The sequence below is a fragment of the Spartobacteria bacterium UBA695 genome (genome assembly GCA_002298145.1).
Taxonomy (GTDB): domain Bacteria; phylum Verrucomicrobiota; class Verrucomicrobiia; order Chthoniobacterales; family Chthoniobacteraceae; genus UBA695.
In genome coordinates this window covers 1-14,623 of the sequence record DBMP01000027.1, presented here as the reverse complement: position 1 = coordinate 14,623, position 14,623 = coordinate 1, and the positions used below count along the sequence as shown (strand labels likewise).

Sequence of the window (14,623 nt, the reverse complement as noted above, 5' to 3'; positions counted from 1 at the left end):
CCCTCTTAGGGGATCTAGCCAGGGATCTCTCAAGGGGGTCTCTTGAGAATTCCGGCCTACTCCTCGTCGAAACGGCGCTGGATGAGCGACTCGATTTCGGCCAGTGCTTGCTCGGCGTCGCCCCCCTCGCAGGTGACGACCAGTTTGGAGCCTTGGCCCGCGGCCAGCATCATGAGGCCCATGATGCTCTTGCCATTGACTTGCTCGCCGTCTTTTTCAACCCACACCTCGGCCTTAAAGCGATTGGCTGCCTTCACAAACATCGCCGAGGGACGGGCATGCAGCCCCAGGCGGTTGAGGATGGTGAACTCTTTCGCTGCGGTCTGGTCTTGGTTACTCGTGGTTTTACGGCTTAGTAGGCCCATTACGGTTTTCTCTGCATTGAATTCAAGAGCCGGTCATTAAACTCCTTCGCACTATCCTGCCCCATGCTCTTGAGCTTTTGATCCAGCGCGGCAACTTCGACTAAGCGCGAAAGATCCCGGCCAATACGCACAGGGATAGTAATGTGAGGGACTTGGATGCCCAGTATCTCGTGAAATTGTTGGTTGAGGCCTATTCTATCCGGCTCTTCTAATTCTTGCCAGTCTTTTAACGTGACGATCAAATCGAGAACCTTCTCCACCCGCACGGCGCGGATGCCAAACATGGAGGAAACATTGATGATTCCTACGCCGCGGACCTCCATGTGGTGGCGGGTTAAATCCGGGGCGGTGCCAACTAAATGTCGGCTGTCGATTAACCGCAGGCGGGTGACGTCGTCGGCGATGAGGGGATAGCCCCGCTCCAGGAGGCCCAGGACGCACTCGCTTTTGCCGATGCCCGCCGAGCCCCGCACGAGGGTCCCGACGCCCAGGATATCGACCATGCTCCCGTGCTCAAGGGTCGTCGGGGCGAACTCCCGCTCGAGGGCCAGCGTGGCGGCGTTGATGAAGTTCATGGTGACCATGGAGGTCTGGAAAACGGAGATGCGCCCGGCCTCGGTCTCCTCCAGGAGGTGCTTGGGCGGGCGGCTGCCCCGGGCAATGACGAGGCAGGGCACCCGGCGGCGGATGATAGCCCGAATGCGTTCGCGGACTTCGTTCGGGGGGCACTTGCGCAGGTAGGCCAGCTCGGCCGCGCCCAGGACCTGGATGCGCTTGGCGGCGAAGTAGTCAAAGAAGCCCGAAAGGGCCAGGCCGGGACGGTTGATGGTCGGCTCCTTGACGATGCGGTCGAACCCGGCGGCAGACCCCAGGAGCGTCATCCCGAGCGCCTCGGAGTAGCGGGTATAGAAGTCGCCAACGGTGATGGTGGGGTATTTGCCCTTCGGTTTCACAGGAAGGAAGTTTATCAGGAACCCAGGAACTTGAGGAATTTTATTCGTACGGATTCTCGGGCCGAATCGAACTACTCCTCCACGCCTTCCATGAGCACATCCCACGAGCAACCAAGTGCTTGCTTCAAGCGAAGAGCCACCGAGATGGTTGGCTGGAATTGCCCGCTTTCAATCCGCTGCAAGTACGAACGGCTAATCTCCGCATAGGCAGCCAGTTGGTATTGTGTCAGGCCGTGTTCAACCCGCAATCGCGAAAGATTTTTGCCGAATTGTTTAGGTACAGACACATCGGGAGTGTGCCTGCTTTTTCTGAATCCGTGGCCTCATATATGGTGCTGTTTTAATGCCCCCTGCCGCTCCCTCGTTACGAATCTCCAGATTCGTAACGTCCTTGTCTTGGAATCTCCGATTCCCTCCCCCACCGCTGCGAAACAGAGTTTCGCACCAAAAAGACGTTCCCAATCTGGAGATTGGGAACGAGGCGCATTTTATTCGTACGGGCGCCTCCAAAAAAAATGGCACCCGCAAGAAAGAAAAAACCTTCTCGCGGGTGCCGGGGGAAGCGGTCAGCTATCGCCGGTTTTAGACGATCGGCTCAATCAGGCCGAATCCGCCTTCCTTGCGGCGATGGAGAACGTTGACTTTCTCGGTCTTGGCGTTGGTGAAAACCAGGAATTCGCGGTCCGAAACTTCGAGTTGGAGAATGGCCTCGTCCACGAACATGGGCTTGACCTGGTATTGCTCCGTTTCGATGACCTTCGGCTCGACCTCGATGGGGTGTTCCTCGGTCGAGGAGGCCACTTCGATGATCTTCTCGTTGAAGGTCTTGATTTGCGCGTGTTTCGGACGGCTTTGCCGCATAATGCGCGTCTTGAATTTGCGCATTTGCTGGGCAATCTTGCCCATCACTTCGTCGATGGCTGCGTAAAGGTCATTGGATTGCGCCGTCGCCTCAATCGTGATGTGATTGGCGCAATGGAGGATGACTTCGGCGATTTGCCGATACTTCTGAACGTCCAGGATCACCTGCGCTTCGATAATGCGCGGGGTGTCGAGGTGCAGCCCTTCCACCTTTTTAATGGCGTAGTCCTTGAGAGACTCGGTCACGGCTACATGGCGGCCGGTGACTTTGATGGGCAGGTTTACATTGGCTACTTGCATTGGTTTTCCTCCTTATTTGGGTTGATTGGGAACAAAAGTTTACGGACCGTGGGTTTACATAGAGAAGCGCTCGCCCAGGTAGAGCTGGCGGCTGATGGGGTCGTTGATCAGGAAGTCCTTGGTCCCCTCGCTCTCGATGCGCCCTTCGGAAACGAGGTAGGCGCGGTCGACGATGGAGAGGGTTTCGCGAACGTTGTGGTCGGTAATCAAGATGGCGAGGCCGGTTTTGCGCAGGTTGACGATGATCTGCTGCACATCATAGACAGCGATGGGGTCCACTCCGCTGAATGGTTCGTCCAACATTAATAAACTTGGGTTGCTCACCAGAGAGCGGGCGATGGTGAGGCGGCGCTTTTCACCACCGGAAAGGGTCAGGGCGAGCTGCTTGGCGACGTGCTCGATGCCGAACTGGTTCAATAGCTCCGCGCACCGGGCCCGGCGTTCCTTTTTGGTTTTCTCGGTGGTTTCGAGGATGGCCATGATGTTCTCCTCGACGGTCAGCTTGCGGAAAATGGATTCCTCCTGGGGCAGGTAGCCCATGCCCATGCGGGCCCGGCGGTGCATCGGGTAGCCGGTGACGTCCTGGTCTTTGAAGATGACCCGGCCGCCGTTGGGTCTTACGAGACCCACGACCATGTAGAAGGTGGTCGTCTTGCCCGCGCCGTTGGGCCCGAGGACGCCGACAATCTCTCCGGCCTTGATGTTGATGTCCACCCCGTTGACGACCGCGCGGCCGCCATAGATCTTGACCAGCTTGTCGGTCCGGAGGATCGGGGCGTGCTCGGAGGCGGCGGTTGCGGGGGCTGTGGAAGGTTCGGCTGCGGTGCTCACGGGTTCTTCTTGTTCAGGTCGTTTTTGGAATCGGTCTTGATTAAGGTCATGCTGGGACCCTTGGTATGCAAGTGCCCATCTTTGTCCATGACCATGACGGTGCCCTCCTCTGTGGCGACCTGGTTATTCATGCCCTGCTGGATCTGGGGCCAGCCGGAAAGGGTCATTTCCCCCTTGGCGGCGTCGTACTCCGCCTTGGCCGCGCGGCCGATGTAGACGGTGACTTCGCCGGTCTTTTCGTCCGTACGCTCTTGGGTGATGACGACGTGCCCCTCGGCCACGGCCCGTTCGAGGCCGCTGGCAGAGTCGCCCTTGGCCCCCGCCGGTTTGGGCGTGGGGGTCGGCGTGGCCGCCGGAGTGGGGGTGGCGGGGCCCGGGAGTGCAGGCACCGGGCTCTTGTCAGATTTCTTCAGGTAGGCGGTCAGTTTATCGGCCGTCAGGGTGAACTGCGGATCGACGATTCTGACGTCCTTGATGAAAACGGCCGTGGAGGCCTTGCCGTCAAAGAGCGTCTCGCCCACGCAGGTGATCTCGGTGGCCTTTTTTTCGGACTGGGCGGAGCCCTCTTTCAGCTTTTTGGCGGAGGCGGGTTTGGAAGGGGCGGGCGTCTCCAGGCCGGTTTCGCCGCCGAGGCCGATGCGAAAGTCGCCTTGGGCAAAGAGAGCCGGTGAGAAAAGGGTGAGAGCAGCGCCCAGAAGGGCCGGTGCGATGGATTTCATTCGGAAATGGGTGAAGGGTTGGGCGACGCCGCGGGCTGGGCCTCTTTTGGCGGTTCGTCTTCTTGGTCTTGTTGGTAAATGAGCACCCGCACGGGACCGACAAATTTTCCCTGCCGCGTCTGGGTGTCAAACGTCATGTTCTGGCCGACCAGCTCCAGGTCCTTGCGCCGGATGGTTACGGGGTCGGTGCTGGTCAGGACGCGGGTCTGGAGGTTGAGGATCGACTGGGGCATGTCGATGACCATTTCCGGTTGGCCGTCGTCGTCAAAGGTTTCGAGCTTGAGCTGCGTGAGGCGGAGTTGGTCCGAGTCGACGCGAAAGGCCACTTCCATGTTGTAGCGCATCTGGAGCTTGCCGTCGGTCCAGATGGGGACGCACACGCCCTGGGCGCTGTGGTTGATGGGGATGGGGATGTCGATGCCCTTTTTGGTCTCCGCCTGCACGGGCGCGGGGCTCTCGGCGGGGGTGGGAGTGGATGAAGGGGTCTTCTTCTTGCTCTTGGCCTCGGCGGTAAACCCACCCAAGATCCCCCCTGCCAACAGGAGGCAACAACAGGTCCGGAGCCGGGAGCGGAGAATCGAGTTAACGCGCCAATTCATGGATTGCTCCCAACTTCTTCAACAGAGCGGGCAGTTTTGCCAGCGGGATTTGATTAGGCCCATCGGAGAGGGCCTTGGCGGGATTTTCATGCGTTTCGATAAAAACGCCATCGCACCCGGCTGCTACTGCCGCCCTTGCCAAAACGGGGGCCAGAATGCCGTCACCGGCAGTTTTGTCGCCCGCGCCGCCAGGGCGTTGCACGGAGTGAGTCGCGTCGAACATGACCAGGTATCCGCTTTCGCGTAACCAATACAATGAGCGCATGTCGGCCACAAGATTATTATACCCGAAAGTGACGCCCCGTTCCGTAAAAAAGAAGCGTTTGCAGCCGAAACGTTCGAGCTTGGAGGCGACGTTCTTCATATCCCACGGCGCGAGGAACTGCCCCTTCTTGACGTTGACCACGCGGCCCGTCTCGGCGGCGGCCTGGATGAGGTCGGTTTGGCGGCAGAGAAAGGCGGGAATCTGGAGGATGTCGATGTACTCGGCGGCAATTTCGGCCTGCTCGGGGGTGTGGATATCGGTCGTCACGGGGACGCCGAGTTCCTTCCCGATCGCCGCCAGGAGCTGGCAGCCGTCGCGGGCGGGGATGCCCCGGAAGGAATCGACCGAGGTGCGGTTGGCCTTATCGTAGGAGGCTTTGAAGACGAACTGCGCTCCGGCCTCGGCGCAAATCTCCTTGAGCTTGCGGGCCATGCGCCAGACGAACTTCTCGCTCTCAATGACGCACGGGCCAAGGATGAAGAGGGGGCGTTTACCGCCGAGGGTCAGGTTTCCGATTTTAAGAGGTTTTACGGCCATGAGTATAGAGAGGGATTGCTCCGCGCGAATCTCGCAGATGAACGCGGAATGTTCAAAGGCTGACGGCCGGTTACTTTGCCGCTGCGGCGGCTTTCTGGACTTCCACGTAGGTGATCTGAAGATTCGAGAGCGCGTTCTGGAGAACTTTCTCCTCGTCCTCGGAAAGGTTGCCCTTGGTCTTGTGCGCGATGGCTGCAAGCTGGTCAATCAAGAGCCGCGCGAGGCCCAGGTTCACGGAGGGTTTACCGGTTTGCGGGTTCGGGATTTTTCCTAGGCAAAACGCGGCATTCTGCGAGTGCATCTGGACGAACTCGATGAACCGCAGGGACATTTCGCCCGAAACAGTGTTGGTTTGAACTTCAGCCATTTCCCTATTGTTTAGAGGAGGCGGGCACCCCCATCAAGCGACAAGTTATCCGGAAGTTTTTTATCACGGGGGCGGGGGCTCACGGCAGCTCCCAGCGCGGCGCTTTTCGCAGATGCCGCTCGCTCAAGACATCCAGGACGACATCCGGTTTTTCCGCCTCGACGAGCCTCGGAGTAAGCGCCTGGAACCAGGCGGGATAGGGCACGACGGGCCGCACGCGCACGACCCGCCGGAAATGCGCTGGGAGGAAATCGAGCAGCCCCGTGGTGAACGAATTTCCGCCCAGCAGCAAGGTATGCTGTAACCCGGCGTCATTTGCCTCAAACGCGCGGGGCAGTTCGTGGTACGACCCAGTGGGCCACTCCACCTCAAGCCGCATTGGCGCGGAATGAAACGCTGTTTGAAACGCTGTAAGAATCTGACGCCTCTCCGTCAGCTCCCCGGGCAGGCCGAGCATCACCGCGAGATCGCCCCCGGGCCCGGTGACTTCCGCGAGATCGTCAGGCAGCGGCGGCGCATGCAGCTCGGGGAAACGCCCGCGCAGCCGCTCCAGGATCGCATTGGCCGCCAGGAAAGCCCCGAGCTGGCTCCAGTGCGTATCGGTGCGCTCGAAGATGAGCCCGCGCGGTTTTGCATTAAGTAATACTGAGCGCAAATCAAGAAACTCCAGCCCCGGTTCGCGCCCGAGCCGCGCCACGAGCTGATCCGAAAACCGAGCCCCCCCCACCGCGCACAAATTCTCCGGCAAATACTCCGGGTACACGCGCTCCTTATTCGGCACGATGACAAAAAGGTACGCGATGCCGTGCGCGCCCAGCCAAGCCTGCTTGGCCGCGAGATAGCGAGCCCACGCCTCGGCCTCCGCCGGGGGCGTCTTCACCACGCCGCGCGCCTCCTTCACCGTCTCGGCCAGGTAAAGCCAGCCGTCCCGCCCGAGCACCACGCCGGGCGTGGAGGGGACGCCCAGTGCGCGCACTTTCACGCGGCTCTGCCAGGCCACCAGCGGCGCGCGAAAACCAAAGCGGTCATTGAACGCCGCCTCGAAGCGCGCGGGAAAAGCATCCAGCGCCCCGGCATCCCAGCTCCATTTTGGGAACTCGGCCAGCGCACGCTTTTCCGTCGCGCTCAGGCGCTGGCCCCCGCGAAAATCAGTGGCCGCCAACGGCAGCAGCACGGCCACGGCAAACGCCAACAAGAGCAGCACCGCCGGCCCGCGCAACGCGTGCCGCATCGTGCGCCCTGGGGCTATTTCAACGGTCGGATTAGGCATGGCTAGAACCGGAAATAAATAAACGGGTTGTAGGTCCCGGCGGCGATGGACGCGATCCCCCCCACGAACATCGCCACCAGCGCAGCGTTGAGCACGCATTGCGCCACCGCGCGAGCCAGCGCGTTCTCCGGCCAAGCGCAGAACCGCCGCGCCAACCGCGCTGGATACGGCGTCACACCAAATACCGCAGCTAACAACGCGAGGCGCACATCCGGCGTCAAGTACATCGCCGCGAAATGTTCTGGCACGCCATGGCTGCCGACCATCGCGCGAAAATACCGCCCCGCGTGCGAAAGCGTCTCACAGCGAAAAATCACCCAACTCCCCGCCAGCACCGTCATCGTATACAGGCGCGCCACCGCCCCCGGCAGCCGCGCCAGCCAGCGCCCCTCCAGCAAAATGAACACCCCGTGCCACAGCCCCCACACCATGAACGACCAGGCCGCCCCATGCCACACGCCGCACAGGAAAAAGACCGCCAGCAAATTGAGCCGATGCCGCGCCTCCCCCACGCGATTGCCGCCCAGCGGGATGTAGACATAATCGCGGAACCAGAGCGAAAGCGAAATGTGCCAGCGCCGCCAAAATTCTTTGATGGAGCGGGAGAGATACGGGTAATCAAAATTCTCCGGAAACCGAAATCCAAACAGCCGCCCCAGCCCGATGGCCATATCCGAGTAACCCGAGAAATCGAAGTAAATCTGAAACGCGTAACAGAGCACACCCATCCACGCCGCACCGGCAGAAAGCGCCCCGGCGGAAGCGCCAAAAATCTTGTCGGCGGGCGCGGCCAGCGTATTGGCAATCAAGACCTTTTTCCCAAATCCAATGAGGAACCGCCGCAGCCCCGACTGCGCCAACTCCAGGTCCACTCGCCGCCGCAGAAACTGCCCCGCCACCTGATGATAGCGCAGGATCGGCCCCGCGATGAGCTGCGGAAAAAGCGTCACATAAAGCGCCAGACGCCCCGGATTTCTTTCCGCGTGCGAGTCCCCGCGATACACATCCACGAGATACGAAAGCGCGTGAAACGTGAAAAACGAAATCCCCAGCGGCAGATGCACCGGCCCGAGCGCAATGCTCCCCAAGTGCGCCGCCTTTAGCATCGGGTTCAAGCCCTCCATGGCGAAATTAAGATACTTATACCCGCCGAGCAGCGTCAGGTTCACCCCCACCGCCGCCGCCAGCGCCCCCTTCGCGCCCGGCTTCCCGCGAAGCCCCTCCAGCACGAGCCCGAAGCCGTAGTTCAGCGCGACCGAGCCCACGAGCACCAGCGTATAGCCCCGCTCGCCCCACGCATAAAACAGCAGGCTCGCCAGCAGCAGAAACCCATTACGCCAAGCCCATGGCAACGCGAAATAAACCGCGAGAACCATCGGCAAAAACAGAAACAAAAAAACCGGCGAACAAAAAACCATGGGCGCATCCGTACAATCGGACGCCCGTTATCTCCGCTTTCGCGCGATTCGCCAATCGGGGCAACGCTGATTGCGTTATCCGGCAAACTGCGGCAGCGCCGTCAGCATTTCAAAATCGGCGTCCGAAACCGGGCCACGCTCATACCGAGCCCCCCGCTGCGGCGCGGCATTGGTCGAAGCCCGCACCCGCCGCAGCCAGTCGCGCCCGAGCGGCAGCGCCAACATCCCCGGTCGCGACGCCGCAATCGTCGTCTGCTCCTTCTCCCCCGTTGCCACGCCCAGGCCGACATACCAGCCCGCGAGCGCCAACGTCACCCGCACCGCCGTCGAGCGCGTGTAATTCGTCAGCAGGCACACCCCCTCGCCAACGCGCTCCCGAGCCGCGCGAAAAACCTCCAGGCTCCACATACCGGGATTGCGCGCAGGCGAATACGGATCGTGATAAATCGCCTCGGGCGGCGGCGCATCGGCCATCCGCACCGCATAATCCCCCCGATGCAGCACCCAACGCACGTTAGGCAACGGCCGCGCCTCGCCCGTTTGCAAAAGCCCCCTCAACGCCTCTTCCCAGCCCGCCATGTAGCCCAGCTCCCCTGAATGGCAAAGCGCGAACTCCAGCACATCGGTCGCCACCTCGAAACTATGCAGCTCCACCGCCGCATCAACCCCGCGCAGCGCCTCCAGCGTGGCAATCGCATTCCCGGCAGGCCCCAGGCCCACATCCCAGATGACCATAGGCCCGCCCGTGCGCGCCCGGGCCCGCTCCACGATCCGCTGCTGGCACACGTGCAGCGCCGCTGCCTCCGTCACCGGCCCCGTGCCAACATGCATCGTCTCATGGTGCGTGAGGCACCGCACACTCGGCTCCCCGTTTTTTAGCCGCACCAGTTCGAATCCGCCGCTCGCACCTTCAGTTTTATCCACTAAATCCATTTGCGTTTCCGGAAAATCGCCAACATCGACAGCGCCATAAAGAGCATTCCCCCCATGCAAACCCAAAACCCGTAGGGCGACTTCGCCCCCGGAATCGCCTCGAAATTCATCCCGTAAATTCCGCTCACAAGCGTCAGCGGAATAAACGTTGTGCTGACCACCGTAAGCACCCGCATCACCTCATTGGTGCGCATTTCGATGCTTGATAGATAAATATCCATCATGCTCGCCATGAGGTCGCGATAGCTTTCCACCACGTCCATCAAGCGCACCGTGTGGTCGTAACAATCGCGCAAAAAGAGCGTCGTATCATGAGTGATCAGGCCCGACTCATCGCGAATAAGCGAATTGAACAAATCGCGCATCGGCCAGATATTTCTCCGAATATTCAATAACACCCGCTTCACCTCATGCATCCGCACCAGGCTCTCGTGCCGAGGCCGGGCGAGCAGTTCATCTTCGAGGTTTTCGATCGTCTCGCCGAGCGCTTCGAGGATCGGGAAATACTGGTCCACAATGGAATCGAGAATCGCGTAGGCCAAGTAATCGTGCCCGCGCGTTCGCCCAAACCCGCGCCCTGTACGAAGCCGCGAACGGACTTCGGAAAAAATATCGGTCTTCGGATTCTCCTGGATTGTGATCAGGAAATCCGATCCCAAAAAAAGGCTAGCCTGCTCGAATCCAATCCGGTGCGCGCCATCCCGTACAGGAACCTGCGCGACGATGAAAAAATAGTCCTGGTATTCCTCGATCTTCGGCCGCTGCGGCGCGTGCAGCACGTCCTCCAGCGCCAGCGGATGCAACGCGAAGCGATCCGCCAGCTTTTGCAGCGCCACGAGGTCGCCCAGGCCGTCGAGATCAATCCAGTTCACCTTTCCGCTCCCGCGAACATCAAAAAAATCCTCCACGCCCTCCACGCGCCGCTCATCGTATGACGTCGCATCATACTGAATCAGCGTGAATACCGGATTTGTTTTCGTTCCCGCGGTCAACGTCCCCGGCGCGGTGCCGGGCGGATGGTAACGATTAGCAAACATGGCTTACGAAGAATTCCGCCCGCCTCCCACGAGCAGCGCATTAGCGGCCGCATAAGCGTCGGTGTGGGTCAGGCTCACGTGGATTTGCGTCACCCCGCGCTGATTGGCCAGTTCGAGGCCCCCCGCATGCAGCCGCACAAACGGAGCCCCGGCCCCATTGCGCCAGACCTCGATTTCCTTCCACCCAAGCGCCTTGCCGATCCCCGTCCCGAACGCCTTCGAGACCGCCTCCTTGGCCGCGAAGCGCGCCGCGTAATGCGGCACCGGGTTGGGATAAGCCGCGCAGTAGGCAATTTCGTCCTCGGTGAAAATCCGGCGCAAAAAACGGTCGCCGAATTTTTCAATCGACGCAGCAATGCGCGCGTTTTCCACGAGGTCGATGCCGGTGCCTAGGATTTCAACCAGAGGAGCCATGGGGTGCGGGGTTTAATCAAAATCGGCTGCCAGAGCCGGGTTGCGGTGGTATTCGAAAAGCCGGGCCACCTGCCCGGGCGTAATTCTGCTCAACGAGAGCGGAGGAATCGCATCCTCGGCGAAAAATCCGCACTGTTCCGTTTCGAGCGTTGCCGAGGCCTTGCCCCCGGTGATCTCGCAAAGGAAAAAGATTTTGTAGACGTGGCTCGCAAACGGCGGTTCATGCGGATGCTTGCTCCGGTCGAACACCGCGGCGAGCTTTGTCACGCGCACATCGAAACCGGATTCCTCCCGCACCTCGCGCGCGACGCATTCCGCCGCCGACTGGTTCGGATCGGCCCATCCCCCCGGCAGGCTCCAGAGCCCGTCCGAGCGTTCCTGCACAAACAGCATCTCACCCGCCTCATTAAACACGGCCGCGCGGGTATCCACCTTCGGCGTGCAGTAACCGACCTCCTTTTCAAGCAGCGAAAGAATCCTCTCCGGCTCCACGCCCGAACCAGCCGAAAGCATCTCCGCCGCCACCTGGCGAACCTGCTCATAACGCTCCACGTCAAACGGATCTTTCGCAAACGTCAGCCCGTTTTGGGCCACAGCCTGGAGCGTCTTGGCCCACCGGAGCCATTGAGGGGTCGCGGCCATGGCTCTTTAGCCCTTCATCGCCGCGATGAGTTCCCGTACCGCCGTCTCCAGCCCAACGAAAACCGCGCGGGAAACAATCGTGTGGCCGATGTTCAATTCGCTTAAGTGCGCCACCTCGCGGATCTCCGCGATGTTCACATAATTAATACCGTGCCCGGCGTTGACCTGAAGCCCCAGCCCGTGGGCATAGACAGCGGCTTCACGGATGCGCTTGAGCTCAGCCAGGTGAGCTTCGCCTTGGGTGTTCGCAAACGCCCCGGTGTGCAGTTCCACGGAATGCGCCTTCAGCTGAACAGCGGCGTCGATCTGTTTCGGATCGGGCTCCACAAACAAGCTGACGTGAATTCCCGCGTCGTTCAACCGTGCGACCGTCGGCGTCAGCGCATCAAGCTGCCCGGCTGCATCAAGCCCACCCTCGGTCGTCACTTCGCGCCGATTTTCCGGCACAAGGCAGACATCCGCTGGTTTCACGCGCAAGGCGATTTCAACAATCTCCGGCGTATTGCCCATTTCCAGGTTGAGCTTGGTTTGGAGGCTCTCGCGCAGACGATAAACGTCGGCGTCCTGAATGTGGCGGCGGTCGGCGCGCAGGTGCGTGGTAATTCCCACCGCTCCAGCCCGTTCGCAAATCGCGGCGGCTGCGACGAGATCCGGCTCGCAGTTCGGCGAATCGAGCATCCCAGGGTAACGCGCCTGGCGCAGCGTGGCGATGTGATCAATGTTCACTCCCAGCCTAAGGGTATTCATAAAGATCGAAGTGGTTTGTCCCCACGCAAAGACGCTTCCGCGCCCTTGCGTGAGATCGATAGGTTTAGCTAGTGCCGGAAATGGCGCACGCCCGTAAAGACCATCGCCATCTTCCGCTCATCGGCGGCAGCCAGCACGGCATCATCACGGACCGATCCACCCGGCTGAATCGCGGCAGTCGCGCCCGCTTCCGCAGCAGCAATAAGTCCATCTGGGAACGGGAAAAAGGCGTCGCTGGCCACCACGCTACCCGCGAGAGAAAGCCCCGCGTCCTTCGCCTTCCAAATGGCGATACGCGAAGCGTCCACGCGGCTCATCTGCCCCGCGCCGATGCCCAGCGTGCGGTCCTTGCCGACGTAGACAATGGCATTGGACTTAACGTGCTTGACGATCTTCCACCCGAACGCCATGGCCTTCATTTCATCGGCCGTCGGCGGGCGTTTGGACACAACTTTATTTTCGATGTCCTTCAAATCCGCGCGATCCTTGTCCTGAACGAGCAGGCCTCCCGCCACGGAGCGGATGTCGAGGTTCGAGCCGTCGGAAACGCTCGCAAGCTTCTTCATCAGGCGCAGATTCTTTTTCTTTTGCAGCAGCGCGCGGGCATCCGGCTCGAATTCGGGCGCGATAATGACCTCGGAGAAAATTTCGCTAATCGCCCGGGCCAACGGCTCGGTCAGCGGACGGTTGCAGATAATAATCCCCCCAAAGGGAGCCTGCTTATCCGTGGCGAACGCCTTGTCCCAGGCGGCGCGCAGGTCGGGATCAGCCCCGACGCCGCACGGGTTGGTATGCTTCAATATGGCAACCGTCGGCTCGGAAAATTCCTCGATCAACTGCGAGGCCGCGGTAATATCCAGAATGTTATTGTAGGAAAGCTCCTTGCCGTGGAGTTTCTGGAAATAGTCGTCGAAATTACCATAAAGCGCCGCCTGCTGGTGCGGGTTCTCGCCGTAACGAAGGCGCGCGGCACAAGGCAGCGAAATGGAAAAAGAGCAGGCGGTCTCCTGCTCTTTGTTCAGATAGTTCGCAATAGCGCCGTCATATTTGGACGTAGTGACAAACACTTTGATGGCGAGGCGCTCGCGAAGCTTGAGCGTGGTTTCGCCCTCGTTGTCGCGCATCGAATCGATCACGTCTTTATAGTCGACAGGATCGACGATGACCGTCACGGAACGGTAATTTTTGGAGGCGCTCCGGAGCATCGACGGGCCGCCGATATCGATCTGCTCAATGGCTTCCTCCAGCGTTACGCCCTCCTTGGCCACGGTGGCTTCGAAGGGATACAAATTGACCACCACGAGGTCGATCGGCTCGATGCCGTGCTCTTTGACCTGCGCGATGTGCGATTCGTTATCGCGCAGGAAAAGCAGGCCGCCGTGGACCTTAGGGTGAAGGGTCTTGACCCGCCCGTCGAGCATTTCGGGGAACCCGGTGTAGTCGGAAATTTCCGTGCAAGCGATCCCCTCGCGTTGCAGGAGTTTGGCGGTGCCGCCAGTCGAAATGATCTCCACCCCAAATTGGGTGAGCTCACGGGCAAAATCAGCCAGCCCGGTTTTGTCCGAAACGGAAATAAGTGCGCGCTTTATCTTCATGGAAGACCTGAGAGCCTAAACGGCCCTTTGTGCCGGGTCAATTCGGAAGCAAGGCTCAGGCAATCGAGCACTTTTGCCCGCTCGGGATCATCCCTTGCGCAGAACACTCTCTTTCCATGCTGCATGGCGGGCGATTTTCCCAAGCGCATGGCCCAGAAGAGTCTTCCCCGGCTCGGTGCGATGCCACGGCGACGCGCCACTCGGGTGCGGAAGCGGAACCAAATCGAAGTGGACGCCCGCCCGTTCGGCACGAAAACTTTGCCCAATCATTTCAACCAGTGGAGCTGGTTCCAGAAACTGTGCAATCGCCAACTTCCCCACGGGGATAACCAACTGCGGCTTCAAAAGTTGCAATTCCGCCTCCAGCCAAGCCGAACATTCTTTGATTTCAGCAGGCGACGGAACGCGATCGCCACCGCCATGGGCACTTTTGCCCGGAAAACACCGGCAAACGGCCGCCATATAGACCCGCTCCCGGAAGGTCGCTTCGTCCACGCCGCATTGCTCGGAAAACCAGCGAAACATCGTCTTCCCGGCCGTCCACGCAAACGGGCGCCCCAAGATCGGTTCCTTAACCCCCGGAGCTTGCCCAACGAGCAACACTTTACTTTGTACCGCTGGCCCCGAAACCACCGGTTTATGCATGGCGGGACAACGGTCGCAGGCGTGAACCGCAGCAACGTGTTTTTTGAGAGCTTCGGAAGGTTTCACGGCAAGAAAAGAGCGAAAAAAATTCAGAGGGTATGGGAGCAAAAAAAAGGCCCTCGGTC

Annotated in this window: 18 protein-coding genes; all 18 read right to left on the bottom strand. The window is 60.3% G+C overall.

Features of this window, described 5'->3' with window-relative positions; translation table 11 throughout:
• Positions 1–56: 56 nt before the first annotated feature.
• The gene (locus tag B2828_RS15585; protein ID WP_479634695.1) at positions 57–365 is read right to left on the bottom strand and encodes an HPr family phosphocarrier protein; all 309 of its coding nucleotides are present in this window, start codon (positions 363–365) and stop codon (positions 57–59) included.
• A complete protein-coding gene (hprK, locus tag B2828_RS15580; protein WP_479634694.1) occupies positions 365–1,318 on the bottom strand; it encodes an HPr(Ser) kinase/phosphatase in 954 nt (317 codons plus the stop codon). The genes B2828_RS15585 and hprK overlap by 1 nt, the downstream gene beginning before the upstream one ends.
• Before the next feature lie 71 nt (positions 1,319–1,389).
• Positions 1,390–1,605, bottom strand: a complete 216-nt coding sequence (locus B2828_RS15575; RefSeq protein WP_479634693.1) for a helix-turn-helix domain-containing protein — start codon at positions 1,603–1,605, stop codon at positions 1,390–1,392.
• A 295-nt stretch (positions 1,606–1,900) separates the two neighbouring features.
• A complete protein-coding gene (gene hpf, locus B2828_RS15570) occupies positions 1,901–2,479 on the bottom strand; it encodes a ribosome hibernation-promoting factor, HPF/YfiA family (protein ID WP_479634692.1) in 579 nt (192 codons plus the stop codon).
• 54 nt (positions 2,480–2,533) lie between these two features.
• Entirely contained in the window at positions 2,534–3,310 is a 777-nt protein-coding gene (gene lptB, locus B2828_RS15565) for an LPS export ABC transporter ATP-binding protein (protein WP_479634691.1), read from the bottom strand.
• Complete coding sequence (locus B2828_RS15560; RefSeq protein ID WP_479634690.1) at positions 3,307–4,029, bottom strand: LptA/OstA family protein; 723 nt, start codon at positions 4,027–4,029, stop codon at positions 3,307–3,309. Before B2828_RS15560 ends, lptB begins: the two co-directional genes overlap by 4 nt.
• Positions 4,026–4,628, bottom strand: a complete 603-nt coding sequence (lptC, locus tag B2828_RS15555; RefSeq protein WP_479634689.1) for an LPS export ABC transporter periplasmic protein LptC — start codon at positions 4,626–4,628, stop codon at positions 4,026–4,028. The genes B2828_RS15560 and lptC overlap by 4 nt, the downstream gene beginning before the upstream one ends.
• Positions 4,612–5,430 (bottom strand): 3-deoxy-8-phosphooctulonate synthase, encoded by an 819-nt coding sequence (gene kdsA / locus B2828_RS15550; RefSeq protein WP_479634688.1) that lies wholly within the window; start codon positions 5,428–5,430, stop codon positions 4,612–4,614. The genes lptC and kdsA overlap by 17 nt, the downstream gene beginning before the upstream one ends.
• 70 nt (positions 5,431–5,500) lie before the next feature.
• Positions 5,501–5,797: a DUF1844 domain-containing protein gene (locus B2828_RS15545; RefSeq protein WP_479634687.1), complete on the bottom strand. Its 297-nt coding sequence runs from the start codon at positions 5,795–5,797 to the stop codon at positions 5,501–5,503.
• Positions 5,798–5,876: 79 nt separating this feature from the next.
• Positions 5,877–7,067, bottom strand: coding sequence for an alginate O-acetyltransferase AlgX-related protein (locus tag B2828_RS15540; RefSeq protein ID WP_479634686.1), 1,191 nt, complete (start codon positions 7,065–7,067; stop codon positions 5,877–5,879).
• Between the two features lie 2 nt (positions 7,068–7,069).
• Positions 7,070–8,443, bottom strand: a complete 1,374-nt coding sequence (locus B2828_RS15535; protein ID WP_479634685.1) for an MBOAT family O-acyltransferase — start codon at positions 8,441–8,443, stop codon at positions 7,070–7,072.
• A gap of 117 nt (positions 8,444–8,560) precedes the next feature.
• Positions 8,561–9,409, bottom strand: coding sequence for an MnmC family methyltransferase (locus B2828_RS15530; protein WP_479634684.1), 849 nt, complete (start codon positions 9,407–9,409; stop codon positions 8,561–8,563).
• Positions 9,409–10,455 carry a magnesium/cobalt transporter CorA gene (gene corA / locus B2828_RS15525; RefSeq protein ID WP_479634683.1) on the bottom strand — a complete coding sequence of 349 codons (1,047 nt, stop codon included), beginning with the start codon at positions 10,453–10,455 and terminating at the stop codon, positions 9,409–9,411. Before corA ends, B2828_RS15530 begins: the two co-directional genes overlap by 1 nt.
• A gap of 3 nt (positions 10,456–10,458) precedes the next feature.
• Complete coding sequence (gene acpS / locus B2828_RS15520; RefSeq protein ID WP_479634682.1) at positions 10,459–10,869, bottom strand: holo-ACP synthase; 411 nt, start codon at positions 10,867–10,869, stop codon at positions 10,459–10,461.
• 12 nt (positions 10,870–10,881) lie between these two features.
• Complete coding sequence (locus B2828_RS15515) at positions 10,882–11,511, bottom strand: NUDIX hydrolase (protein ID WP_479634681.1); 630 nt, start codon at positions 11,509–11,511, stop codon at positions 10,882–10,884.
• Positions 11,512–11,517: 6 nt separating this feature from the next.
• Positions 11,518–12,258 carry a pyridoxine 5'-phosphate synthase gene (locus B2828_RS15510; protein ID WP_479634680.1) on the bottom strand — a complete coding sequence of 247 codons (741 nt, stop codon included), beginning with the start codon at positions 12,256–12,258 and terminating at the stop codon, positions 11,518–11,520.
• Positions 12,259–12,326: 68 nt separating this feature from the next.
• Positions 12,327–13,853: a bifunctional phosphoribosylaminoimidazolecarboxamide formyltransferase/IMP cyclohydrolase gene (purH, locus tag B2828_RS15505; RefSeq protein WP_479634679.1), complete on the bottom strand. Its 1,527-nt coding sequence runs from the start codon at positions 13,851–13,853 to the stop codon at positions 12,327–12,329.
• Between the two features lie 87 nt (positions 13,854–13,940).
• Complete coding sequence (locus tag B2828_RS15500; protein WP_479634755.1) at positions 13,941–14,564, bottom strand: uracil-DNA glycosylase family protein; 624 nt, start codon at positions 14,562–14,564, stop codon at positions 13,941–13,943.
• Positions 14,565–14,623: the final 59 nt, after the last annotated feature.

Bases quoted from the DNA above. Each gene is read 5' to 3' on its own strand.
- B2828_RS15585 (WP_479634695.1), bottom strand. From the start codon at position 365: ATGGGCCTACTAAGCCGTAAAACCACGAGTAACCAAGACCAGACCGCA.
- hpf (WP_479634692.1), bottom strand. From the start codon at position 2,479: ATGCAAGTAGCCAATGTAAACCTGCCCATCAAAGTCACCGGCCGCCAT.
- B2828_RS15560 (WP_479634690.1), bottom strand. From the start codon at position 4,029: ATGAAATCCATCGCACCGGCCCTTCTGGGCGCTGCTCTCACCCTTTTC.
- lptC (WP_479634689.1), bottom strand. From the start codon at position 4,628: ATGAATTGGCGCGTTAACTCGATTCTCCGCTCCCGGCTCCGGACCTGT.
- kdsA (WP_479634688.1), bottom strand. From the start codon at position 5,430: ATGGCCGTAAAACCTCTTAAAATCGGAAACCTGACCCTCGGCGGTAAA.
- B2828_RS15545 (WP_479634687.1), bottom strand. From the start codon at position 5,797: ATGGCTGAAGTTCAAACCAACACTGTTTCGGGCGAAATGTCCCTGCGG.
- B2828_RS15540 (WP_479634686.1), bottom strand. From the start codon at position 7,067: ATGCCTAATCCGACCGTTGAAATAGCCCCAGGGCGCACGATGCGGCAC.
- B2828_RS15535 (WP_479634685.1), bottom strand. From the start codon at position 8,443: ATGGTTCTCGCGGTTTATTTCGCGTTGCCATGGGCTTGGCGTAATGGG.
- corA (WP_479634683.1), bottom strand. From the start codon at position 10,455: ATGTTTGCTAATCGTTACCATCCGCCCGGCACCGCGCCGGGGACGTTG.
- acpS (WP_479634682.1), bottom strand. From the start codon at position 10,869: ATGGCTCCTCTGGTTGAAATCCTAGGCACCGGCATCGACCTCGTGGAA.
- B2828_RS15515 (WP_479634681.1), bottom strand. From the start codon at position 11,511: ATGGCCGCGACCCCTCAATGGCTCCGGTGGGCCAAGACGCTCCAGGCT.
- B2828_RS15510 (WP_479634680.1), bottom strand. From the start codon at position 12,258: ATGAATACCCTTAGGCTGGGAGTGAACATTGATCACATCGCCACGCTG.
- purH (WP_479634679.1), bottom strand. From the start codon at position 13,853: ATGAAGATAAAGCGCGCACTTATTTCCGTTTCGGACAAAACCGGGCTG.